The following is a 21653-nucleotide window of genomic DNA, read 5'->3' as shown; positions in this document are numbered from 1 at the left end:
GCGGCCAGATGGACGGCAACGGCAAGTGGTCAGACACGGCGGACACCACCGTGCTCGTCGTGGACGACTCGGCGGCCGGCCGCTACGCCATGGGCGCGCTGCTGCGCCGCGCCGGTCACCAGGTGGTGGTCGTCGCCAGCGGCAACGAGGCGCTCGCCGAACTCGACGTACGGCTGCGGAAGGGCATGCTGCCCGACGTGGCCCTCATCGACGTGCACCTGCCCGACATGAGCGGCGTCGAGCTGTGCCGCCGCCTCAAGGCCCGGCCGCACATGGCAGGACTGCCCGTCGTGCACTTCTCGGCCGGTGGCGTCACCCCGGGGGACCGCTGCGACGGGCTGGACGCGGGCGGGGAGGCGTATCTGTCGGTGCCCGCCGAGCCCGAGGAGATCGACGCGGTGCTGCGGGCCGCGGTGCGCGCGGCCCGGCTGCGGGCCGACGACCAGGCGCTGGCCCGGCGGCTGACCCGGCTGTCGGAGACGATCTTCACCATCCAGGCGGCGCGTTCCCTCCAGGAACTCGCGGACGCCGCCGCCGACGGCGCCGCACGCCTCACGGGCCAGCCCGCCGCCGTGTTCTTCCTCGGCCCGGACGACGAGCTGTACCGCGCGACCTCCCGCGACCGCACCTCGCTCGCCATGCCCGACGAGGGCGCCCACCGGGTCGTGGCGGGGCTGCTCCGGCGCCTCTCCCGTGGCCAGAGCGGGGTGCAGATCACCACGGTGCCCGCGCCGCTGTGGCCCGTCGGGTTCTTCCGGCCGGGCGTCGAGCACGACGCGCGCCTGGTGCTGATCCCCACCCACGACGGCAGAGCGGCGGTGTGCCTGGCCACCCCGACCCGCAGTGTGCGCCGGGTGAGCCCAGAGAAGGAGTCCCTGGTCGCCCGGCTCGCCCAGGCCACCGTGCTCGCCGCCGAACCGCTCCTCATGTACCAGGTCGAGCGGCATGTCGCCCTCACCCTCCAGCACAGCTTCCTGCCCCGCCCCGACCGGCTCCCCGAGCTGCCGGGCATCGACGTCGTCGTCCGGTACGTGCCCGCGTCGCAGGACGCCGAGATCGGCGGCGACTTCTACGCCGCCCTGCGCACCGACGACGGTGTGCTCACCGCGGTCGGCGACGTCGTCGGGCACTCGCTGGACGCGGCCACCGTCATGGTCGAGATCCGGCACGCGCTGCGCGCCTACAGCGTCGAGGAGAGCGACCCGGCCGTGCTCGCCGAGCGTCTCGACCGGATGCTCCAGCGCTACCACCCCGAGGTCACGGCCACCGTCTGCCTGGTCCACGTCGACCCCGGCACCGGGCGCACCCTCATCGCCAACGCGGGCCACATCCCGCCGCTGCTCATCCGCGACACCGGCAGCGCCGACTACGCCAAGGCCGAGGGCCCGCTGCTCGGTATCGGCCTGCCCCATCCGCCGCCCACCGAACTCTTCCTCGAACCCACCGACCGGCTCCTGATGGTCACCGACGGCCTGATCGAGACCCGGGGCACCGACCTCGCGGACTCCCTGGAACACCTCCGCGCCGCCGCCACCGGCGCCCTGCCCGGCCTGGACGCCCTCTGCGACACCCTGCTGGTCTGCTTCGGCCACGAACGGGAGGACGACATCGCGATGCTGGCATTGCGACTCGCCGAGTAGACGTTCTGAGGGACCTGTGGTTCGTCGGCCGCGGGCCGGTGGGGGCTGGTCGCGCAGTTCCCCGCGCCCCCTTGCGGGGCCCGCCCGTTAGGGTGAGCTGGCCATACCGTCGCAGAAGTCGTACCAGTCCTAGAACAGGGGATTGACCCATGCCGCAGATCACCGTCGACTACTCGGGTCCGCTGGCCGAGGCCTTCGACCGGCGTGCGTTCGCGCTCGCGCTGCACGAGGAGGTCGTCGCGACGGCGAAGGCGACGCCCGAGGCGTGCAAGACACAGTTCCGCCGCACTGAGGACGCCACGGTCGGCGCGGACACCGAAGGCCACGCCATCGTGCACGTCTGGATCGGCATGCTGACCGGCCGCACGACCGAGACGAAGAACCAACTGACGGAAGCCGTACTGGAGTTGGTGCGCACCCATGTGAAGCCCGTCGAGGGCCTCGCCCTGCACGCCTCGGTCGAGGTCCGCGAACTCGACGACTCCTACCGGAAGTTCGACGCCTGACCCGCCCCTCGTCTACGACGCGAGCGAGATGAGCCGTGCGACCAGATCGGTGAACGGGCCGTCGGTGGGCTCCTGTTTGAGCATCCGGCGCAGCAGCGCGGCCATCTCCTCGTCATAGGCGGCGCTCACGGCGGCCAGCGCCGCGAAGTCGTGCACGAGCTGCGCCTCCAGCTCGGCCCGCGGCACGCGCCGCCCGTCCAGCCAGATCAGCGCGGTCGACTCGACGAGCGATATCCACGTCCGGATGACCAACTCCAGCCGGGCGGGCGCGTGTTCGGCGTCCAGCTCCAGATGCGACAGGATCTCGACGTACGCGGCCTGGCGTACGGCGTCGATGAGCGCGTTCGTCGCCGGGGCGTTGCCGGCCGCCGAGCGCACCCCGTCCGCCGACACCGCCGGACCACCGCGCATCAACGCCGCGAAACCGGGCCCGTGTTCGTCGACGAAGTCGAAGAACCGGCGCATCACACGCAGCAGCCGCGTCCCCAGCGGACCCTCGTGCGGCTCCACGAACCGGCCCGCCAGATCGTCCGACGCGCGCTTCAACGCGGCCTCGTACAGGCTGAGTTTGCCGGGGAAGTAGTGGTAGACCAGTGGGCGCGAGATGCCCGCGGCCGACGCGATCTCATCAATGGAGACCTCGTCGGGCGAGCGGCGGCTGAACAGTTCGAGGGCGACGCCGATCAACTGCTGCCGGCGTTCCTCGACTCCCATTCTGCGGCGAACCCCGGTTGTCATGCGAACACCTTACCGATCGATTACGGCCCTCAACGGACCGGTCCGACCCGGGGTGTTCACAAATCCAGCACAAGTGGACCACGTCGTGCGCGCGACACGCAGATCAGCATCGAGTCCGCCCGCTCGGCATCGCTCAGCAGCTCGTCGCGATGGTCGACTTCGCCTGCCAGTACGCGTTGTCGGCACGTCCCGCAGAACCCCTGCTCGCACGAGTAGGCGGTGTCCGGCAACTCCTTGCGTACGGCGGCCAGTACGGTCGAGTCGGCGGCCACCGTCAACGTCCGCCCGCTGCGCCGGAGTTCGACCTCGAAGGACTGGTTGCCCGCAGCCGACGTACGCGGAGCGAACCGCTCCAGCCGCAGTACGGCACCCTCGGGAATCCGCGCCTCGACCGCCGCCGTCAACCCCTCAGGGCCGCAGCAGTGCACGGCGGTGCCCTCGGGCAGCTCCGCCGCCACGCCCGTGAACAGCGCGTCGAGATCGGGCAGCCCGTCCTCGTCCTCGGCGACGACGGTGACCCGGCCGGTGCCCGCGCCGAGCTTCTCGATCTCGGCGAGGTAGGGCATCGAGGCCCGACTCCGACCCCCGTACAACAGCCGCCATTCCAGGCCGGGTTGGTCGGCCACCGCCCGGATCATCGGCAGGATCGCGGTGATGCCGATCCCGCCGGCCACGAAGACGTACGCCGGAGCAGGGGCGAGCGGGAAGCGGTTGCGCGGGCCGCGCACCTCGACGGTCATGCCCGCCCGCAGCCCCTCGTGCACCTCGCGCGAGCCCCCGCGCCCGTCCGGGACGAGCCGCGTGGCCACGGTGTACGCCGAGGTGTCCGCCGGGTCCCCGCACAGCGAGTACTGCCGTACGAGCCCCGAAGGCAGCACCAGATCGAGATGCGCCCCCGGCTCCCAGCCCGGCAACTCCCGCCCTTCCAACCGCAGTTGTACGACCCCCTCGGCAACCACCTCGTGCGCGGCGACCGTCAGCCGCAGGGCCCGGGAGCGCGGCCGGCCGGAGACCGGTTCCGCCAGCGCGGGCAGCGGCCACAGCGGCGAACCCTCGATCCGGCGCCGCATGGCCCGCCGGGCGAGCAGCGCGGCCCCGGCGGTGAGCGCGAGGGCCAGCGGCCGGGGCATCAGGCGGCGCCCTTGTCGGCGGCGACGGCGGCGGGGGAGGAGGCCAGATAGGCGACGGCCTGCTCGGTGCACCCTTCCTGGGAGGGGTGATAGTCACGCCGGAGATAGCGCGGCACCGATCTCGCCATGGCCCAGGTAGACGGCAGCAGACCGCGCTTCCCGCGCACGTAGAAGCCCCGGAAGGTCGGCTTGCGGAGTCCTGGGGCCGGGTCGTTCGCCATGAAGAACCGCACCCCGCGCTGCCACAGGAAGAACATCGCCAGCAGCCCGGTCAGCCAGGTCCGTACCCGCCGCCGATAACCCCCGTCGACATGCGTGAACAGATCGAAGGCGACCGACCGGTGCTCGACCTCCTCGGCGCCGTGCCAGCGCAGCAGATCCAGCATCGTCGGATCGGCGCCGCGCCGGTCCAGCTCCGACGCGTTGAGTATCCAGTCGCCGAGGAACGCCGTGTAGTGCTCGATGGCCGCTATGACGGCGACCCGCTCCATGAGCCACCACTCCCGGCCCCGGCGGCCGGGCAACGGGCTCCGGTCCCCGAGCAGCCTCTCGAAGAGCCAGTCGACCTGAGCGGTGTAGGGCGTCGGGTCGAGCCCCAACTCCCGCAGATGCGGCAGGACTTCGTCATGGGCCTGGGAGTGCATGGCCTCCTGCCCGATGAACCCGACGACATCCGCCCGCAGCCGCTCGTCCCGTATATAAGGCAGCACCTGCTTGTACACATGCACGAACCACCGCTCCCCGGCGGGCAACAGCAGATGCAGCACATTGATGGTGTGCGAGGTGAACGCATCCCCCGGCACCCAGTGCAACGGCGTCCCCTCCCAGGAGAAGGACACCTTGCGCGCCTTGATATTGGACATGGCGTCAATGTACTGACGGGTAGGGGACGGGGGAACCCTCGTGCACGGACTTGCTGACAAGAGTGTCAGCTAGAGGGTGCTGCCCAATTCGCGGTGCACCGACGCGCCCCTTCAGGGGCGCGGGGAACTGCGCGACCAGCCCCCACCGGACCCGCACCCGCTAACGCAACCCCCCAATACCCCGCCCATCCTTCAAAGTCCCCTTCAACCCAGCCTGAGCCCCCTGCTCGGTCCTGGCCGCCAGCAAGGCACCCCGCACCGTCGAGTCAACCCCACCAGTAGCCGTAATGGACGCCGTGTTCTCAGCGCCGGCCGCAAGCATGAACCACTCACCACCCCCCGACTTCCACAGCACCCCAGCCAGCACATTCGGATCCCGCGGCCCACAAGCCGCAGAACTCTCCGACTTCGCAGCCACCGCCCCATACTGCCCACCAGGCGTATGGAACTGCGCCAACACCCGAGCCCCACCACCCCGCCACGTCTCCGCCCGGGTGCACACCCAGTCCGCAGCCCCACTCCCGTCCGGCAGCGGCTGCTCCGCGTACTGCCAGGCGTTCACACTCCGTACCCCCTGAGAGTGCATCGCGGCGAGCGAGCACGCGAAGGGCGACCACGTGGCCAGCGCCGCCGGCGCAGACGCCTCGCGCGGCGCACCCGGGCGCCCCGAAGTCAGGTGCGCCGGAACGAGCTCCGCGAGGTCGCTCAGCAGACGCGCACCCCCGGTGTCCGTCACCTGGAGCGTGTTCCAGGACTGACACGCGCCCTTCTGCGCGATCGGGCTGGCCAACGGCCCGGTCACCCCGTCGGTCAGCCCCAGGTCGATCGGCGTCGCCGCAGGCTTACGCAGGTCCCGCATCTCCGCCTTGAGCACCCAAGGCGCCGTCAGATAGCGGACGTTGCCGTCGGCCCGGTCGAGGACCACCGCGTCGGCCTCCGCGCCGCTCGCGCCGTCGACCCGGGCGAAGTCGAGCGCGGCCCCGGCCGTGCCGTCCTTCGGTTCGGCGTACCGGGCGATGCGCAGACCGTCGTAAAGGATCACCACGCGAGCCGCGTCGACCGTGCCGGCGTACAGGAGCTGGGGCGGTCCCGCCGGGCCGCCGGACGGGGTGCCCGGGGTCGCCGAGACCTGGACCGTCTCGCCGGGGCGGGCCCAGACGGCGAGGGCGCGGCGCAGCAGGGCGCTGTCGCCGACGAGGTCGCCGCGCGCGGGCCAGACGGAGAAGTCGGTGCGCGCGGAGGACTTCCAGGCGGCGGCCGGTACGAGGGTCAACTGGGCGGGATCCAGGGCGGCTTCGGCGGCCGGGTTCTGTGCGTACGCGGGGGCGGCGGCGCCGTCCGGGGCCCAGCCGCCGCCGGGCATCCCGAGCAGCGTGCCGCACACCGCGACGGCCGCCGCCGCGACGAGCGCCGCCTTGAGGTGCTGCCTGCGCCGCATCAGGTCGGTGGGGCGGGCGTGGAGCGAACAGGGGTCGAACTCGGCGGAGTCGAGCAGCGCGTACTGCGCCGGGACCTCGTCCGCCTCGCGGAGCGCCTCGGTCGGCCGGTCGACCCCGGCGGCCTCCAGGGCGGTGCGTACGTCGCCGTCCGGGAGCTGCTCCAGACCGCGCAGGACGTACGCGGCCCGGGCGGGGCCGGACAGGGCCGACAGTCGCTGGTCCAGGGCGAGTTCGTCGGCGCCGCCCGACCGCGGGAAGAGGCGCAGGCCCCACACCTGGGGGAGCAGCGGCGGCAGTTGTGACCGCTTGGGCAGCGTACGGCCCCGCCACGGCTGCCCGGCGGCGAGCGCCGTACGCAGCACCTGGAGGCGGACCAGCGCGTAACCGGCGTCGCCCGCACGGCCCTTGGACTGGGCCGGGATCGTGGCCGAGGAGGTGCGGCCCCTGGGCAGCGCGCGCTGGACGAGGGCGTGCGCGGTCAGGACGCGCCTGTTCCGCCCGAGGCTCGGCGGCAGCACCAGATAGGCCAGCCGGACGAGCCGCGGGTAGTGCTCGACGAGCGCGGCCTCGGCCTGCTCCACGTCGACGACGGGGCGGCCCTTGGCGTTGGTGCCGGTGGTGGGGTGGGGGTTCGAGGCGACATCCTGTGACTGCACGTTCAGCAGAACGAGCGAATCGGTGGATGGTCACCTGGCGCGCCCTGAGAGGCCCCGGGTGTGCGGCGGAGGTGAACCGATTGAGCGCTGGGCGCGTGGGAGCCGTATCGAAGAAGAGGCCCCTTGCCTGGGCCCTCTGCGGCATGGGCCGAACGGGCTCGGCGTCGGAACGACCGGAGGAACGACAGATGAGGTTGACGCGACCGAAAAGTGCGGCGGTCGGAGCCGTGGCGGTGCTGGGGCTGGCGCTCACGGGCTGCGGGGGCGGTGACGAGCACGCGTCCGGGCACGATGCCACCGACGCGGTGCCGGTCGCTGCGACCGGGAGCCTCGAACACCTGGCGAGCGAGGCGGGCTGCAAGCCGAACATGCAGACGGACGCGGACACGATCCGCCAGGCCATCTGCAAGAACTCCGACGGCAAGTTCGTCCTCGCGACGTTCGCCACCGACCGCGGCCAGGCCGAATGGCTCAGCGGGGCGAAGGACTACGGCGGCTACTACCTCGTCGGCCGCAAGTGGGTCGCCGTCGGTCCGGAGAAGACGGTCGCGGCACTGCAGGACTCGCTCGGCGGGGCCCTGGAGGAGGGATCCGCGCACATGAATCCCGGTGGCAGCCACAACAGCACCGGTCACAGCAGCTGACCGCAGGGCATCGGGCCCGGCTCAGGAAGTCCGGGCGGGCCCGGGAAGGCAAGCGAGAAGCCGGCGGTGGGAAATCCCACCGCCGGCTTCCTTTGTGCCTTGTGCGCCCTGCTCAGCAGGTCACTGGCAGTTCTGACCGCTGTTGATGCACTGGACCATCTGGTTCATCGTGTTCTGGTCGAAGAAGTTGATGAAGTCGTTGTGGTCGGTGATCGGCTTGTGCAGCTGGTCCGGGAAGGCGTCCACCGCGAAGGGGTTGACGACCTGCCCGTTGTTGATCTGCGGAGCGGCGACCTTGTAGACCAGGCGGACCTGGAGCTGCGGGATGGCCTGGAAGCCGTTGGAGCAGCTGCCGTCCTGCTCGACGAAGTCGACGTGCGTCCGGTGGTTGGCGCTGTCGATGTTCTGCCCGTCCCAGCAGCTCTGGAAGAAGGACGTCCGCACCACGTCACTGCCCTGCGGGCAGATCGGGTACTTGTCCGTCAGCTGACGGTCCTCGAAGCCGGTGCAGCTCCAGTTCGTGTTGGCGTTGTTCAGGCCGTTCACGAAGGACTTGGCGTCACCGGTGATGATGCGCAGGGCCGTCGGCATGGCGACGACATCGCTCGTCTTGTTGCCGACGAACTTCAGCTGCGCCTCGGCGGGCTGGAGGATCGTGCCGACGTTGCCGTCCTGGCCGCCACCGGGGGCGTTCGCGTCGATGTCGTTCTGACCGTCCTGCACACGCAGCACCGGCCAGAAGTACGACGACTTGTCGCCCTGGTTCTGGCAGGTCGTGTTGCCGTTGGCCAGGTCCTGGTCGCTCGCGAAGGCGTTGTTGGCCTGGTTGCCGACGTAGTCGTGCTGGTGCTGGGCACCGTTGCTGACACCCGGGGCGACGATCACGTTGTCCGAGTTGCGGTTCTCGTTCTCGTTGGTGCCACAGACCGTGGTGAACGAGCCCGTCGAACCCGAGTCGCCGTTCGCCGGAAGCCCGTTGCCGTTCACACCCTGCGGGCCGCCGTTCGGCTGGACCTGCGTGATGTCCTGGAAGTCGGCGGCTACCGGGCCGTTGCCGGCCTGACCGCCGTTGCCCTGGTCCTGACCGGCGTCGCCGCCCTGGTCCTGGCCGTCATTGCCCTGGTCCTGACCATCGTTGTTCTGGTCCTGACCGTCGTTGTTCTGGTTGCCGCCGTTGTTGTTCCCGCCGTTGTTGTTCTGGTTACCGCCGTTGTTCTGGTTGCCGTTCCCGTTGCCGTCGACGACCTCCGGCTGCTCGGCCGGCACACCCGTACAACCGGCGAGCTGGTCGGCCTGGCCGCCCTGACCGCCCGCGTTCCGGATGTTGATGTTGATCCGGTCGATGGTGGCCGTGCGCTTGGACTTCAGCGGGCTGAGAATGGCGTTGTCGACGTAGCTGGCGTCCCCCGCCTGAGCCTGACGCGTGTCAGCGAGACGCTTGTAGGCGTCCGTGACCTGCTGGTCCAGCTTCGACAGCTCCAGGGCAACGGCCTTGCGGGCCTTCTTCGGCACCTTGGTGAGCTTCTGGCCGACATCCGGGCAGTCGATCGTCGCTACCTGCGCGGCAGCGGCCTTGGTCTGGTTCTGGGCGCCGTTCTCCTCGTGCGCCGAGGCGTAGAAATTCGCCCAGACAAGTCCACCACCACCGATCGCGAGGGCCGCGGATGCGGCCACGGCGCGAACGGCCAGTGGTGAGCGTCGTTTACGTGCATTGCGTCCCATGGAACTCCTCTGACTTCCTTGCGGGGCTATCGAGGCGCCCGACAGGAGTGAAGCGGCGCCATCAGATACGCGGGGCGTCCCAGGAGTGTTCAGCCGCCTCAGAAATTGGTGAGAGGTTCGCGGGACAATTCGACCCCAACTTCACCTGCAATACCGGGAGTTGCGGATCTCTTACGGCAAGTACCCGACCAGGGGGCGGATATCGTCGAACGGGGACGGACATCGTCGACTTTCGTGCGCTTTCAACGCCCCTGGTCCAGATAGGCGAGTACCGCCAGGACACGGCGATTGTCGTCGTCCGACACCTCGAGTCCGAGTTTGGCGAAAATGTTGGACGTGTGCTTGGCGATCGCCCGCTCCGTGACCACAAGATGCCCCGCGATCGCCGCGTTCGAACGTCCCTGCGCCATCAGTTCCAGCACCTCCAGTTCCCTGGGCGTCAGCCGCCCCAGCGGCCGGCCGTCCCCGGCGCGCCCCGCAAGGAGCTGCTGGATCACCTGCGGGTCCATGGCGGTACCGCCCGCCGCGACCCGTCGTACGGCGTCCACGAACTGCTCCGCGTCGAACACCCGGTCCTTGAGCAGATAGCCGACCCCGCCGTCCCCGTCGGCCAGCAGCTCCCGCGCGTACAGCCGCTCCACGTGCTGCGACAGCACCAGCACCGGCAGCCCCGGCCGCGCCCGGCGGGCCCGCAGCGCGCACTGCAGCCCCTCGTCGGTGTGCGTCGGCGGCAGTCGTACGTCCACCACGGCGACGTCCGGTGCCAGTTCGGCGAGCGCCCGGTCCAGCTCGGGGCCGCTCTCCACCGCGGCGGCGATCTCGAAGTCGTACGCCTCCAGCAGCCGGACCAGGCCGTCGCGCAGCAGGAACAGGTCTTCGGCTAGGACAACTCGCAAGGAATCTCCATGGTCACCATGGTGGGACCGCCCACGGGGCTGCTGACGGCCAGGACGCCGTCGAATGTACCGAGCCGCCGCTCGACCCCGGCCAGCCCCGACCCGCCCCCGACACGGGCCCCGCCGCGCCCGTTGTCGGTGACGACGATCCGCAACGCCCCCTCCCCGTACCGCAGATCGACCCACACCCGCTCGGCGCCGGAGTGCTTCACGGCGTTGGTCAGCACCTCGCTCACCGCGAAATAGGCCGCCGACTCGACGGGCGCGTCGGCCCGCCCGCCCTCGACATCGACCGCGACCTCGGTGTCGAGGGGGAGCCGCAGCGCCAACGCCCTTACGGCGTCGCCCAGTCCGCGCTCGGCGAGCACCGGCGGATGGATGCCGTGCACCAGGTCGCGCAGTTCGGCGAGCGCCTCGGCGGAGGAGCGCCGGGCCCGCGCGAGCAACTCCCGTGCCTTCTCCGGGTTCTTCTCGATGAGCGCCTCGACGGTCCCCAGATCCATCCCCATGGCGACCAGCCGCGCCTGCGCCCCGTCGTGCAGGTCCCGCTCGATACGCCGGAGTTCGGCGGCGGAGGTGTCCACGGCGTCCCGCCGCGTCTCGGTCAACACCCGCACCCGCTCGGCGAGTTCACCGCGTCCGGCGCCCAACAGGGCCCGGGTGAACAGGAAGTGGAACCGCAGCAGGGCGGGCGTCAGCCACCAGGAGGCGAGCAGGAGTACGGCCCCGAGGGCACCGGCGGCGAGCGCGCTGTCCTGCCCGCCGACCGGCACGAACCCGTACCACCAGCCGACGTACGTCCCGTCAGTGAACACCCGCCACAGCCCCAGGGCCAGCGCGAACCCCTCGAACGGGTACAGGAGCAGCGCCGCCGGCACCAGCGCGGTCACGAACCCGAGCACGGCGTCGACGGGCAGCCACCCGAACTCCCGCCAGGTGGCCGGATCCCGCAGCACTCCGAGCGTCCGCGCCCACCGCCCCGCGTCCGCAGGCACCACCCGATACCGGGGCGGAATCCGCACCCCGCCCCACCGCACGGCCATCAGCCGCCGCCAATTGGCCCACGCCCGCACCCACTTGACGACCACAGGTGTGGTCAGGAGCCCGACGCCCAGGACGGGCACGAGAGCGAGGGAGACGAGGGAGAGCACGAGGAGCAGCGCCGACCCGCCGATCGAGGCCACGGCGAGCAGCAGGGCCCGTGCCCCGGCAAGCACGACCGTACGAGCCCGAACCCGAACGCGTGCGTCGATGGCGTCGCCCATACGGTCCATACGGTCAGTCTCGCTGAGCGCACCCGGCCCGGTCACTGGCGCGAACACCCGTACCGGGGGGTGGTGTCAGGCACACCCCTGGGTACGGGTGACAGCTCAACGCGCGGTCGGGGGCGTGTACTTGTACCCGACCCGGCGAACCGTCTGGATCGCCTGCCGGTGCTCCGTACCGAGCTTGCGGCGCAGCCGGGCGATGTGGACGTCGACGGTGCGGCCGTCGCCGACATGCCCGTAGCCCCACACCGTGGTGACCAGCTGGTCGCGGGTGTGCACCCGGTTCGGGTGCGCGACCAGATGGGCGAGCAGCTCGAACTCCAGGTACGTGAGATCCAGCGGCTGCCCGTCGACCTCGGCGGTGCGCTGCACGTTGTCGACGCGTACGAGGGGACGCCCGCCGTCGGTACCCGGCTGCTCCGGCTCCAGGGCCGGCTCCGGGTCCGGGAGCGCGAACGGCAGTACGGGAGGCTGCTGGTCGGCCGGTACGAGCACCAGGTAGCCGATCATCGGCGGCTGGCCCGGCAGCGTGGGCAGGGTGTGCGGGGGAGCCGGCAGCCAGGTGGCGCCCGGCGGCAGGAAGTCCGTGACGTCGACCACCTCGTCCCGGTCGACGGCACGCAGTCGGTGCCGTGCGGAGCCGTTGGGGGACGCGGGGGCCGGGGAGAGCGGAGAGACGGGGGAGAGGGAGCGAGTGGTGGTCGCCATGAGAGGTCAGCTCTTTCGCGCGAGGAGGTCGTCTGGTCTGACGTACGTCGACTGCGCGCTGGCCGAAGGCCGGGAGTACGGCGTTAGAGGGCCGGCGCGTTCATCGCGCGACAACACACCCGGTCGAAGTCATGGTGCTGACGGGAAGGCCAGAAGGGCTCGAGGTCGTGGCGACCTGTCGCGAGGTACTTCTGGAAGCTGGCCATGGTCCCTATTGAAGCAGAGAGGAGGGGAAGCAGAGAAGGGGTGTCCACCGTGTGGTGGACACCCCTTCTCACTATCTGGTCAAACCGGGGATCAGACCTGGCCGGCCTTCTCCAGGGCCTCGCAGCAGGTGTCGACGATCAGCCGCGTCACGACGTACGGGTCGACGTTGGCGTTCGGGCGGCGGTCCTCGATGTAGCCCTTGCCGTCCTTCTCGACCTGCCACGGGATACGGACCGAGGCGCCACGGTTGGAGACACCGTACGAGTACTCGTTCCACGGGGCGGTCTCGTGCAGACCGGTCAGGCGGTCGTCGATGCCGGCGCCGTAGTTCTTGACGTGGTCGAGCGGCTTCGAGCCCTCGCCGAGGGACTCGCACGCGGTGATGATCGCGTCGTAGCCCTCGCGCATCGCCTTGGTGGAGAAGTTGGTGTGCGCACCGGCGCCGTTCCAGTCGCCCTTCACCGGCTTCGGGTCCAGCGTCGCGGAGACGCCGAAGTCCTCGGCGGTGCGGTAGAGCAGCCAGCGGGCGATCCACAGGTGGTCGGAGACCTCCAGCGGGGAGACCGGGCCGACCTGGAACTCCCACTGACCGGGCATGACCTCGGCGTTGATGCCGGAGATGGCGAGACCGGCCTTGAGGCAGTTCTCCAGGTGGGCCTCGACGATCTCGCGACCGAAGATCTCGTCGGCGCCGACACCGCAGTAGTAGCCGCCCTGGGGGGCCGGGAAGCCGCCCTCGGGGAAGCCCAGCGGACGGGAGCCGTCGAAGAAGGTGTACTCCTGCTCGATGCCGAAGATCGGCTCCTGAGCGGCGTACTTCGTGGCCACCTCGGTCAGCGCGGCACGCGTGTTGGACGAGTGCGGCGTCATGTCGATCTCGAGGACCTCGCACATGACGAGGATGTCGTCACCGCCACGGATCGGGTCCGGGAAGGAGGCGACAGGCTTGAGCACGCGGTCCGAGGAGTGCCCCTCGGCCTGGTTCGTGGAAGACCCGTCGAAGCCCCAGATCGGCAGCTCGGCGCCCTTGGCGTCGTCGGCCAGAATCTTGGTCTTGGAGCGGAGCTTGGCCGTCGGCTCGGTGCCGTCGATCCAAATGTACTCAGCCTTGAAGGTCACGGGACCATCCTTCGGGGTGGGTCTAGGCGCACTTGCGGGTGCTGCGGCGCTGCGGCACTGGGGCGCCGCTTCCTGTTACCCGCGAGCCTGTCAACAGGCGATTTCCCGATCATTGCTCGAATGTGAACCCCGTGTTACCTGGTGTTCTTGTGGTGAGTTTCACGTGCGGAGGCCGGGGGAGCGACGGAGGGGAAACGGGGCGGGCGCCCCCGGGACCTCGTATGCGAAGGGGTTGAGAGGGCCCCGGACGGCGACGCGCCCGCACACGGAAGGGCCCTGCCACCCCTGGCCGAGAGCGACAGGACCCTTGTCCGAGCAGATGCCGACGCTGGACCCTCACCCCACCTTCTCGATCAGCGCCCGGCGGATCAGGAACTTGCCGGGCTCGCGGACCTGCTCGAAGGCCGCGTTGTTGAGAAGGGCGCAACTGCCGGAGACCGAGGTGACCTTCACCGTCGTGGACTTGTTGTTGTCCAGGTTGGTGACGCGCAACGTGGTCCCGGCGGGGAACTGGTTGCTGGACGCGGCGGGCGCACCGCCCTCCCCGGAGAGGGTGACGGTGGACCCGGTGCAGACCTGCTGCCCGTTGGCGGGCACGGCAGGGGCGGCGGGCGCCGCGGGCGAGGCGGTCCGAGTCGGAGACGGGGCCTGAGTGACAGGCTGCGCGGCGGGCGGTGCGACCTGGGAGTCCTGAGCCGACTCCCCAACCACACACCCGGACGCTTCCTGCTGGACCTTGATCTGCGCGATGACCGCTTCACGGTTGGCGATCCGGGCGGCCGACTGGGCGTCCGGACTGGCCTGCTGTCCCGCGATGAACTTCTGGTTGTTGCCGAGGGCGGTGGCGAGCCCCTGGCAGACGGTCGAGTCGGCGGCGGTCTGCGCCGCGTTGGAGGTGGCCGCCATGGCAAAGGCACCACCGCCCGCCACCGCCACGGCACTGACCAACAGCGCGAGCTTCTTCTTCGTACTGACAGTTCTCCTACGCGACATGCGCGCCTCCTGAAGAGATAGGGGAGCGGACGTCGCTATGTACGAGATACCGAACGGTGTTACTCAGCGGTTACGGAAGCCACCGAAGTGACGTACGTCACGCGCTCGGTCACCGGGACAGGGCATCCCGCACGGCGTTTTCGGCACCCTCGGCGTCGAGCGGCGACGGTGCTCCGCGGCACTTGGAACAGGCCGGGTCGAGCCAGATTTCCATGGGGCTCAGGGTGCGCAAGAGGCCTTGTGGCCAGGGCCTTTTGTCAGTGCCAGGCAGTAGAATGGGATAAGTGTTCGAGGGTGTCGCCGGGCGTTCCGGTGCCACTCTGACCGCGACAGGAGGATGCCTGTGCCCGCTGCCGCTCTCAAGCCGTCGCCCACCCAGTCCACCGCCAGGAGGGGGGTCCTGCTCGAACTGCCGTACGCCCCAGTGGAGAAGCGCCCGCTGCCGCCGGGCCGCCCCCGTGAGTGGTACGTCACCCACAACCGCCGCCTCAAGGCGATGCGGTTGGCCATCGCCCTGCTCGACTCGGGCGTCTACATGCCGAACCAGGCCCGCAACGAAACGATCCGCAGCGCGGCAGACCTGATCGGCATCCACCCCCCGTCGGACACGACCTGCCACATGGTCCGAGCCCTGATGCGCTACTCCCGCTGAACAAGCGGAACAGGAACCCGGACGGGCTGGATCTTCCAGCCCGTCCGGCGTTTGAGGACGAGGCCGTTCAGGCCGAAGGGGGGTCTGGGGGCGCAGCCCCCAGGAACGGGATGGGACGGGTAGGGGCGGCGGGGGCGAAAGAATCCACCCCACCCACCCCTCACGCATACCGCTCCAACAACCCACCCACATACCCCCGCAACCGCCCCCCAAGCACCTCCGCAGTCAAATCCCCCCGCCCCAACTCCCTCCAGGGCCCCGCCAGTTTCCCCGCATCAGGCGCATACCCCAGCGCATCCAGCAACCGCCAGTACAAGTGCTCCCGCCCGTCGGCCAGCCGCCGCCCGCCCAGCGACACATACCGCTCCCCGAACCCCAGCCCGTACTCCACCCCGTACAACAACGCGACCGCCGTCGAACAGTGCGCGACATCGAGATCGGCGGGCCCCCACGAGGTCTCGACCCAGTCCACGACCCCACTGACCCGCAACTCCTCACCCTCCCCCTCGAAGAGAACGTTCCCGGGATGAAAGTCCCGATGCAGAAAGCACCCCTCGTACGCGGGAGCCGCCCGCCGAATCACGTCCACGGCCCGCTCCCACAGCACCCCGCCGGGGGCACGCACCCGCTCCGGAGACGTCCAGGCCTGGTAGTCACGCGGCAGCTTCTCGGGTACGCCCTCATGGATCCGTACGAGTTGACCCGCGAGCAGATCCAGCCGCCGCTCCAGGTCCTCCTCGGAGGCGTCGACCCGTACCCGCCCCGGCAGCAACGACATCAACAACGAGGGATGGTCGCAGTGTTCGGCATCGGCGTCGACCGCGATCAGCCGAGGCGCGGGCACACTCTCCCGATCCGCCAGCAGCGTCAGTACGTCCGCCTCCCGGGCCAGCAGCCCCGGCCCGTGATGCCGGAAGAACGGCTTCACGAACGACCGCAGCACCACACCACTGCCGTCATCCAGGGTGAGCCGCCGCATCTGAGAGCTCCAACCGCCGTACAACGTCCGCGAGTCACGCACGGCAGCCCCCTCCGGCAACTGCTCGGCCACCCAGGCCCGCGTCGCCGTCCACCCCCGGTCGCCGAGACCGGTGAGCACCGCGTCCACGAACTCCCGCCGAGCCTCGGCGTGTTCGCGGAACCAGAGCCCCAAGAAGTGGTCGGCGTCGGGGAGTTCGAGACGGGTGAACTGCGCACGCGCCGCCAGCGACTCCGTCACCGCATCGGTCACCTCGGCCGGAATGACATGATCGCTGCCCGGAACGACCAGCACCGCCCGCCCGTCGTACGCCCGCAGCGCATCCAGCGCGGGCGCCCCGCGCCAACTCCCCGGCGTCCGGATCAACTTGCTGAAGCGCCCGTCCCCGTCACCGAACGGCACGTCCCACGCCTCGCCCCCGTACACGGCGGGCGCGCACAACGCCAGCGCGGCGACCCGCTCCCCGTAGTGCCCCGCGAGATCCGCCACGGTCTGCCCGCTCATGCTGAACCCCACCAGCACGAGCGGACCGTCCCCGGGAACCCGCGCCCCGATGACCCCGACGGCCTGCTCGAACCGCCGCCGCAGGCTCAACTCGCCGAGCGCGCCCGTACTTTCACCGTGCCCCGAGAAGTCGAAGGCGAGCCCGTGACAGCCACGCGCGACGAACTCGGCGAGCAGCGGCAGCAGTCGCTCCTTGCTTCCGTTGCCGGCGCCGTGCAGCAGAACGACGGTCGCCGCACCCGGATCCCCGCCCGGGTCACCCCCGTACACCCCGCCGAGTAGTTCACCGTCGAAGTCGTACGTGAAGGGAAGCAGCTCACTCATGAGCCCATTCACTCATGAGCCATTCACTCACGCCGTGCACGGAGAAATGCAGATGCGCCGCCTACCCCTCCGTCCCTACGCTGGACAGGCGTAGCGAAGCCGTAGACACCGCTTCTCGCCGGACAGGCGTCACTTACGGGACTCGGGGCTACTCTCTACGCACCGACGGAGGGACGCCCACCCCCAGCGCCCCGTCGGAGCACACCGTCACGCACATCACCGCTCAACCACCCACGCCACCACAAGGAGTCCCGTCATGGGCACCTTGATCATTTCCGCGACCGTCGTTCTGATCATCATGGGCTTCAACAACAGCATCCTGTGGCTCGGCGCCGCAGGCCTGCTCTACGTCTACTTCCGCTACGGCCGTACGGGGAGCGGCACAGCGGCCCCCTCGTCCGGAGCCGGAGGAGCGGGCGGCCCGGCCGCGGGTTCCTCGCCCGCGAGCTACCGCGCCTACCGTCAGCGCAGGGACCAGCAGGCCAAGTGGGAGCGCCGTTACCGCCGTGAGCGCCCCGTGCAGTCCCGCCGCCAGGACCGCAAGGGCCAGTAACAGGGCGTGCCCCCGGTCTGTCACCTCACAGACCGGGGGCACCCCACACCGGGAACCACCGGCTCAGATCCTCCTCGATCCGCAGATCCCCGGAGAGCGCGGCGCGCACCTGCAACTCCAGGGAACTGTCCCGCTGTTGACCGTGACTGTCACCGCCGGCCAGCGGAGAGAAGGGATAGAAGGTCCCGCGCTTGTAGAGATAGACAAGCGCAAGCCGCCGGGCACCCTCTCCCGAACCGTCGGGATCCTCGAACCCGACCACGGAACACAACAACTGAGGCCCGAACCCACTGGCCTCCAACGCGCTGTTGACCGCGTGCAGATCCCCCACGAGCGCGGGCAGATCCTCGGGCCCGCGCCACGACACCAGCCACGAGTACCCGTACTCGTCCCGGACCAGCTCGACCGGCGGCCCGGTCCGTTCCGTGTCCGCGTCGAGCAGCGCCTGGACCTCCTTGCGTACGTCGTCGAAGGCCGCGCCCTCCACGGTGGCGAAGCACACCGACCCGCGGCCCGTGGGCGTGAAGCCGGCCGCGGCCTGGAGGGTCACCGCGGCCGAGGGCAGCCCGAACAGCCGGTCGAGATCGGGCGCGACGGGCTTGGTACGCCCGAGCAGAATGTCAAGCAGCCCCATAAAGCCTCCTCCCTCACACCTTCCCGGAGCCGCTGCTGCCAGGAGTCGCAGCCTCTCCCAACTCGTTCGAGATCTGCCCCAGTTGGTCGAGCCGCTGCTCCAGGCTGGGGTGGGTGGAGAAGTACCGTGCCAGGCCCGGCTCCTTGCCGAGGGCGGGCGTGAAGTAGAAGGCGTTGAAGGCCTGCGCGGTCCGCAGGTCCTTCGACGGGATCCTGGCGATGTCACCGGAGACCTTGGTGAGCGCGGAGGCCAGTGCCGAGGGCCGCCCGGTGAGGAGCGCGGCGGAGCGGTCGGCGGCCAGTTCCCGGTACCGGGACAGGGCACGGATCAGCAGAAAACTGATCGAGTACACAGCGGCGGAGACACCCATCACGGCCATGAAGACGACAGCGGTGTTCTGATCCCGCCGGCCTCCGCCGAACAACTGCGAGTAGAAGGCGAACCGCACGATGAGCCCGGCGATGACGCCGAGGAAGGACGCGACGGTGATCACGGCGACGTCCTTGTGCGCGACATGGGACAGCTCGTGCGCGAGCACACCCTCCAGCTCGGCAGGCTCCAGCCGCCGCAGCAGCCCGGTGGTCACACACACCACGGCATGATCGGCGTTGCGCCCGGTAGCAAAGGCATTGGGCATGTCCATATCCGAAACGGCGACCACGGGCTTGGGCAGATCGGCCACGGCACACAGCCGGTCGATCACCCCATGGAGCTGCGGATACTCCTCCCGCTCCACGACCCGCCCGCGCATCGCGAAGAGGGCGACCCGGTCGGAGAACCAGTACTGCGCACCGAGGAACGCCGCCGCGACCACCACGACCAGCACCCAGGACTTCAGCAACACGATCAACGCGGCGACAAAGGCCACGTACAGCAGTCCGAGCAGAAACAGCGTGACCGTCATCCGCACGGTCAGCCCTCGATCGCTCCGCACCCGGTTCGGCATAGGTACCACCCCGCAGTCAGGCACTCGCCCCACTGCCCAGTGTGCACCCGCCCCACCCCATGAAGCGGTCGCGACCACCCCTAGGCCCAGCAAAGGCTAGGCCCCGATACCGACCTCGGACCGGTCACGCCCGCTCAGCCTGTACCTGCTGGACAGATGCCGCCCTGGGGCAAGCGGCGCGACCACCTTGCTCGGCTCCGATGCCGACCTGATACCGGTCGCGCCCGCTCAGCAGGCACTACCTGGACAGCTGCCGCCCCGGGTCAGCAACTCGACCACCTCCGCCGACCAGCGCGGGCCACCGGCCGGCGCCTGCCAGCCCCGTACGTCCGTCACATCCAGCGCCGGGAACCCCGCCACCGCCCGAGCCCGCACCCTGGTGTCGGAATGCCCGAGCAGCGGCCACAGTGACTCCGCGTCGGCCCGCATCCCGCGCTCCGTCGGCCCGGCAACGGCACCGTGAGACAGCGCCGGGTCGTCCGGCCCGGGCACACCGGTCCCGATACAAGGCAGCCGGGTCACCTCCCACCTGCCGGACGACATACCGCGCACAGGCCCACCCCGCCCGGTCGCGCGATATAAGGACGGCCAGAACCGCCGGTACGGCTAGTACGGCGCCTGGAACTGGACGTACCCCAGCACCAGGATGACCGCGGCGACACAGCCAAGGACCACGGCCGTCGATATCCACGACGACCTGCGCGGCCCCGCCCCCTCGGGCTCACCCCGGAACGGCACGGCTTCCGGCGGATTCTCCTTCCAGCGGGCGGCCAGCATCCGGGCCCGAGCGGAGGGCTCCTTCAGCTCGGCGTTGTCCGCCCACTTGATGTCGAACTCCCGCTCACTGTCGTCCTGTTCGGGCCTGCCTGTCATCCCCGTTGCCTCTCTGATCCCGTCCGGTTCCATGCCTGTGCGAGTGCCTGTGCGAGGTCTTTTCAGCATAGTCCGTACGTATGACAGCGCCCCCGCCACCGAAAACCGGGGCGAGGGCGCTGACGTACCGAACTGGGTCGATCACACGTCGAAGTACAGCTCGAACTCGTGCGGGTGCGGACGCAGCTGGAGCGGCGCGATCTCGTTCGTGCGCTTGAAGTCGATCCACGTCTCGATCAGGTCCGGCGTGAACACGTCGCCCTGGAGGAGGAACTCGTGGTCGCGCTCCAGGGAGTCGAGGACGGCCGGGAGGGACGTCGGGACCTGGGAGACGCCCGCGTGCTCCTCGGGGGCCAGCTCGTAGAGGTCCTTGTCGATCGGCTCGGCCGGCTCGATCTTGTTCTTGATGCCGTCCAGGCCCGCCAGGAGGAGGGCCGAGAACGCGAGGTACGGGTTGCCGGAGGAGTCGGGCGCACGGAACTCGACGCGCTTGGCCTTCGGGTTCGAGCCCGTGATCGGGATACGCATCGCGGCGGAGCGGTTGCGCTGCGAGTACACCAGGTTGACCGGGGCCTCGAAGCCGGGGACCAGGCGGTGGTACGAGTTCACCGTCGGGTTGGTGAACGCGAGCAGCGACGGGGCGTGCTTGAGGATGCCGCCGATGTAGTAGCGGGCGGTGTCCGACAGGCCCGCGTAGCCGGCCTCGTCGTAGAAGAGCGGCTGGCCGCCGGTCCACAGCGACTGGTGGACGTGCATGCCCGAGCCGTTGTCGCCGAAGATCGGCTTCGGCATGAAGGTCGCGGTCTTGCCGTTGCGCCACGCCACGTTCTTCACGATGTACTTGAAGAGCTGGAGGTCGTCGGCCGCGGCGAGCAGCGTGTTGAACTTGTAGTTGATCTCGGCCTGGCCGGCGGTGCCCACCTCGTGGTGCTGGCGCTCGACCTGGAGGCCGGAGTTGGCCAGCTCCAGGGAGATCTCCGCACGCAGGTCGGCGAAGTGGTCGACCGGCGGGGTCGGGAAGTAACCGCCCTTGTAGCGGACCTTGTAGCCGCGGTTGTCCTCCAGCGCACCGGTGTTCCAGGCGCCCGCCTCGGAGTCGATGTGGTAGAAGGACTCGTTCTCGCGGGTCGCGAAGCGGACGGAGTCGAAGACGTAGAACTCCGCCTCGGGGCCGAAGTAGGCCGTGTCGGCGATGCCCGTCGACGCCAGGTACGCCTCCGCCTTCTTCGCCACGTTCCGCGGGTCACGGGAGTACTGCTCGCCCGTGATCGGGTCGTGGATGAAGAAGTTGATGTTGACCGTCTTGTCCTTGCGGAACGGGTCTACACGCGCGGTGGACAGGTCGGCGCGGAGCGCCATGTCGGACTCGTGGATGGCCTGGAAGCCGCGGATCGAGGAGCCGTCGAAGGCAAGTTCCTCGTCCGGGTCGAAGGCCGTCGCCGGCAGCGTGAAGTGCTGCATCACACCCGGCAGATCGCAGAATCGGACGTCGACGAACTTGACGTCCTCGTCCGCGATGAACTTCTTGGCCTCGTCGGCATTCTGGAACATCCAGCTCCTCCTACTCCCAGCCGTCCGTGCCGGGGTGGTAGTTCGTTCGTGCGGCCAGTGCGGTGGCACACGTTGGATCCGACCTTAGGGACAGGTGATTTCTCAGGC

21 protein-coding genes and 1 pseudogene are annotated in these 21653 nt (G+C 69.9%); 5 read left to right on the top strand and 17 right to left on the bottom strand.

Going from position 1 to position 21653, the window contains the following annotated elements:
- The first annotated feature begins 8 nt into the window (after positions 1 to 8).
- Together ACFYXF_RS16600 and ACFYXF_RS16595 are read left to right on the top strand one after the other, a co-directional pair.
- Positions 9 to 1640: a SpoIIE family protein phosphatase gene (locus tag ACFYXF_RS16600; protein WP_389350371.1), complete on the top strand. Its 1632-nt coding sequence runs from the start codon at positions 9 to 11 to the stop codon at positions 1638 to 1640.
- A 149-nt stretch (positions 1641 to 1789) separates the two neighbouring features.
- Positions 1790 to 2146, top strand: a complete 357-nt coding sequence (locus ACFYXF_RS16595; RefSeq protein ID WP_389350264.1) for a 5-carboxymethyl-2-hydroxymuconate Delta-isomerase — start codon at positions 1790 to 1792, stop codon at positions 2144 to 2146.
- 12 nt (positions 2147 to 2158) lie between these two features.
- Here the strand turns inward: ACFYXF_RS16595 and ACFYXF_RS16590 are convergent, their stop codons facing one another.
- From ACFYXF_RS16590 to ACFYXF_RS16575, 4 genes are all read right to left on the bottom strand, one after another.
- Complete coding sequence (locus ACFYXF_RS16590) at positions 2159 to 2884, bottom strand: TetR/AcrR family transcriptional regulator (protein ID WP_389350263.1); 726 nt, start codon at positions 2882 to 2884, stop codon at positions 2159 to 2161.
- Positions 2885 to 2940: 56 nt separating this feature from the next.
- The gene (locus tag ACFYXF_RS16585) at positions 2941 to 4014 is read right to left on the bottom strand and encodes a PDR/VanB family oxidoreductase (protein WP_389350262.1); all 1074 of its coding nucleotides are present in this window, start codon (positions 4012 to 4014) and stop codon (positions 2941 to 2943) included.
- Positions 4014 to 4877, bottom strand: coding sequence for a metal-dependent hydrolase (locus ACFYXF_RS16580; protein WP_389350261.1), 864 nt, complete (start codon positions 4875 to 4877; stop codon positions 4014 to 4016). Before ACFYXF_RS16580 ends, ACFYXF_RS16585 begins: the two co-directional genes overlap by 1 nt.
- A gap of 160 nt (positions 4878 to 5037) precedes the next feature.
- Entirely contained in the window at positions 5038 to 6972 is a 1935-nt protein-coding gene (locus tag ACFYXF_RS16575) for a hypothetical protein (protein WP_389350260.1), read from the bottom strand.
- Between the two features lie 188 nt (positions 6973 to 7160).
- On the opposite strand from ACFYXF_RS16575, the gene ACFYXF_RS16570 reads away from it, so the two are divergent.
- Positions 7161 to 7616 carry a hypothetical protein gene (locus ACFYXF_RS16570; protein WP_389350259.1) on the top strand — a complete coding sequence of 152 codons (456 nt, stop codon included), beginning with the start codon at positions 7161 to 7163 and terminating at the stop codon, positions 7614 to 7616.
- 120 nt (positions 7617 to 7736) lie between these two features.
- Here the strand turns inward: ACFYXF_RS16570 and ACFYXF_RS16565 are convergent, their stop codons facing one another.
- The 7 genes and pseudogenes from ACFYXF_RS16565 to ACFYXF_RS16535 all read right to left on the bottom strand — a co-directional run.
- Complete coding sequence (locus ACFYXF_RS16565; protein WP_389350258.1) at positions 7737 to 9338, bottom strand: DUF1996 domain-containing protein; 1602 nt, start codon at positions 9336 to 9338, stop codon at positions 7737 to 7739.
- 242 nt (positions 9339 to 9580) lie between these two features.
- Positions 9581 to 10234, bottom strand: coding sequence for a LuxR C-terminal-related transcriptional regulator (locus ACFYXF_RS16560; RefSeq protein ID WP_389350257.1), 654 nt, complete (start codon positions 10232 to 10234; stop codon positions 9581 to 9583).
- The gene (locus ACFYXF_RS16555; RefSeq protein WP_389350370.1) at positions 10219 to 11499 is read right to left on the bottom strand and encodes a sensor histidine kinase; all 1281 of its coding nucleotides are present in this window, start codon (positions 11497 to 11499) and stop codon (positions 10219 to 10221) included. Before ACFYXF_RS16555 ends, ACFYXF_RS16560 begins: the two co-directional genes overlap by 16 nt.
- Before the next feature lie 105 nt (positions 11500 to 11604).
- Positions 11605 to 12210: a winged helix-turn-helix domain-containing protein gene (locus tag ACFYXF_RS16550; protein ID WP_389350256.1), complete on the bottom strand. Its 606-nt coding sequence runs from the start codon at positions 12208 to 12210 to the stop codon at positions 11605 to 11607.
- A gap of 297 nt (positions 12211 to 12507) precedes the next feature.
- Positions 12508 to 13536, bottom strand: coding sequence for a glutamine synthetase (gene glnII / locus ACFYXF_RS16545; protein WP_389350255.1), 1029 nt, complete (start codon positions 13534 to 13536; stop codon positions 12508 to 12510).
- Positions 13537 to 13872: 336 nt separating this feature from the next.
- Positions 13873 to 14529: a hypothetical protein gene (locus ACFYXF_RS16540; RefSeq protein WP_389350254.1), complete on the bottom strand. Its 657-nt coding sequence runs from the start codon at positions 14527 to 14529 to the stop codon at positions 13873 to 13875.
- 127 nt (positions 14530 to 14656) lie between these two features.
- Positions 14657 to 14743, bottom strand: a pseudogene (locus ACFYXF_RS16535) (arsenate reductase family protein); the annotation flags it as partial.
- A 129-nt stretch (positions 14744 to 14872) separates the two neighbouring features.
- Here ACFYXF_RS16535 and ACFYXF_RS16530 point away from each other — a divergent pair.
- Positions 14873 to 15181 carry a hypothetical protein gene (locus ACFYXF_RS16530; RefSeq protein ID WP_369030873.1) on the top strand — a complete coding sequence of 103 codons (309 nt, stop codon included), beginning with the start codon at positions 14873 to 14875 and terminating at the stop codon, positions 15179 to 15181.
- Between the two features lie 160 nt (positions 15182 to 15341).
- Here ACFYXF_RS16530 and ACFYXF_RS16525 read toward each other — a convergent pair whose 3' ends face one another.
- Positions 15342 to 16988 carry an alpha/beta fold hydrolase gene (locus ACFYXF_RS16525; RefSeq protein ID WP_389350253.1) on the bottom strand — a complete coding sequence of 549 codons (1647 nt, stop codon included), beginning with the start codon at positions 16986 to 16988 and terminating at the stop codon, positions 15342 to 15344.
- Between the two features lie 256 nt (positions 16989 to 17244).
- On the opposite strand from ACFYXF_RS16525, the gene ACFYXF_RS16520 reads away from it, so the two are divergent.
- Complete coding sequence (locus ACFYXF_RS16520; protein WP_389350252.1) at positions 17245 to 17541, top strand: hypothetical protein; 297 nt, start codon at positions 17245 to 17247, stop codon at positions 17539 to 17541.
- A 25-nt stretch (positions 17542 to 17566) separates the two neighbouring features.
- Here the strand turns inward: ACFYXF_RS16520 and ACFYXF_RS16515 are convergent, their stop codons facing one another.
- The 5 genes from ACFYXF_RS16515 to glnA form a co-directional block, all read right to left on the bottom strand.
- Entirely contained in the window at positions 17567 to 18175 is a 609-nt protein-coding gene (locus ACFYXF_RS16515) for a hypothetical protein (protein ID WP_389350251.1), read from the bottom strand.
- A gap of 13 nt (positions 18176 to 18188) precedes the next feature.
- Positions 18189 to 19121: a zinc metalloprotease HtpX gene (gene htpX, locus ACFYXF_RS16510; protein WP_389350250.1), complete on the bottom strand. Its 933-nt coding sequence runs from the start codon at positions 19119 to 19121 to the stop codon at positions 18189 to 18191.
- A 228-nt stretch (positions 19122 to 19349) separates the two neighbouring features.
- Positions 19350 to 19550, bottom strand: coding sequence for a hypothetical protein (locus tag ACFYXF_RS16505; protein ID WP_389350249.1), 201 nt, complete (start codon positions 19548 to 19550; stop codon positions 19350 to 19352).
- A 177-nt stretch (positions 19551 to 19727) separates the two neighbouring features.
- A complete protein-coding gene (locus ACFYXF_RS16500; protein WP_389350248.1) occupies positions 19728 to 19994 on the bottom strand; it encodes a hypothetical protein in 267 nt (88 codons plus the stop codon).
- A gap of 141 nt (positions 19995 to 20135) precedes the next feature.
- Positions 20136 to 21545, bottom strand: a complete 1410-nt coding sequence (gene glnA, locus ACFYXF_RS16495; RefSeq protein ID WP_235479713.1) for a type I glutamate--ammonia ligase — start codon at positions 21543 to 21545, stop codon at positions 20136 to 20138.
- Positions 21546 to 21653: the final 108 nt, after the last annotated feature.

The organism is Streptomyces sp. NPDC002680 (assembly GCF_042889145.1).
Classification (GTDB): Bacteria; Actinomycetota; Actinomycetes; order Streptomycetales; family Streptomycetaceae; genus Streptomyces; species Streptomyces adonidis.
Note: the sequence above shows the minus strand (reverse complement) of the source record. Positions and strands in the feature narration are given on the sequence as shown.

Excerpts from the sequence above, each read along its gene's own strand:
- ACFYXF_RS16520 (WP_389350252.1), top strand. The coding sequence starts at position 17,245 with ATGGGCACCTTGATCATTTCCGCGACCGTCGTTCTGATCATCATGGGC.
- ACFYXF_RS16580 (WP_389350261.1), bottom strand. The coding sequence starts at position 4,877 with ATGTCCAATATCAAGGCGCGCAAGGTGTCCTTCTCCTGGGAGGGGACG.
- ACFYXF_RS16585 (WP_389350262.1), bottom strand. The coding sequence starts at position 4,014 with ATGCCCCGGCCGCTGGCCCTCGCGCTCACCGCCGGGGCCGCGCTGCTC.
- htpX (WP_389350250.1), bottom strand. The coding sequence starts at position 19,121 with ATGCCGAACCGGGTGCGGAGCGATCGAGGGCTGACCGTGCGGATGACG.
- ACFYXF_RS16500 (WP_389350248.1), bottom strand. The coding sequence starts at position 19,994 with ATGACAGGCAGGCCCGAACAGGACGACAGTGAGCGGGAGTTCGACATC.
- ACFYXF_RS16595 (WP_389350264.1), top strand. The coding sequence starts at position 1,790 with ATGCCGCAGATCACCGTCGACTACTCGGGTCCGCTGGCCGAGGCCTTC.
- ACFYXF_RS16565 (WP_389350258.1), bottom strand. The coding sequence starts at position 9,338 with ATGGGACGCAATGCACGTAAACGACGCTCACCACTGGCCGTTCGCGCC.
- ACFYXF_RS16505 (WP_389350249.1), bottom strand. The coding sequence starts at position 19,550 with ATGCGGGCCGACGCGGAGTCACTGTGGCCGCTGCTCGGGCATTCCGAC.
- ACFYXF_RS16515 (WP_389350251.1), bottom strand. The coding sequence starts at position 18,175 with ATGGGGCTGCTTGACATTCTGCTCGGGCGTACCAAGCCCGTCGCGCCC.
- ACFYXF_RS16555 (WP_389350370.1), bottom strand. The coding sequence starts at position 11,499 with ATGGGCGACGCCATCGACGCACGCGTTCGGGTTCGGGCTCGTACGGTC.
- ACFYXF_RS16540 (WP_389350254.1), bottom strand. The coding sequence starts at position 14,529 with ATGTCGCGTAGGAGAACTGTCAGTACGAAGAAGAAGCTCGCGCTGTTG.
- ACFYXF_RS16570 (WP_389350259.1), top strand. The coding sequence starts at position 7,161 with ATGAGGTTGACGCGACCGAAAAGTGCGGCGGTCGGAGCCGTGGCGGTG.
- ACFYXF_RS16590 (WP_389350263.1), bottom strand. The coding sequence starts at position 2,884 with ATGACAACCGGGGTTCGCCGCAGAATGGGAGTCGAGGAACGCCGGCAG.
- ACFYXF_RS16600 (WP_389350371.1), top strand. The coding sequence starts at position 9 with ATGGACGGCAACGGCAAGTGGTCAGACACGGCGGACACCACCGTGCTC.
- ACFYXF_RS16550 (WP_389350256.1), bottom strand. The coding sequence starts at position 12,210 with ATGGCGACCACCACTCGCTCCCTCTCCCCCGTCTCTCCGCTCTCCCCG.
- glnA (WP_235479713.1), bottom strand. The coding sequence starts at position 21,545 with ATGTTCCAGAATGCCGACGAGGCCAAGAAGTTCATCGCGGACGAGGAC.
- ACFYXF_RS16525 (WP_389350253.1), bottom strand. The coding sequence starts at position 16,988 with ATGAGTGAGCTGCTTCCCTTCACGTACGACTTCGACGGTGAACTACTC.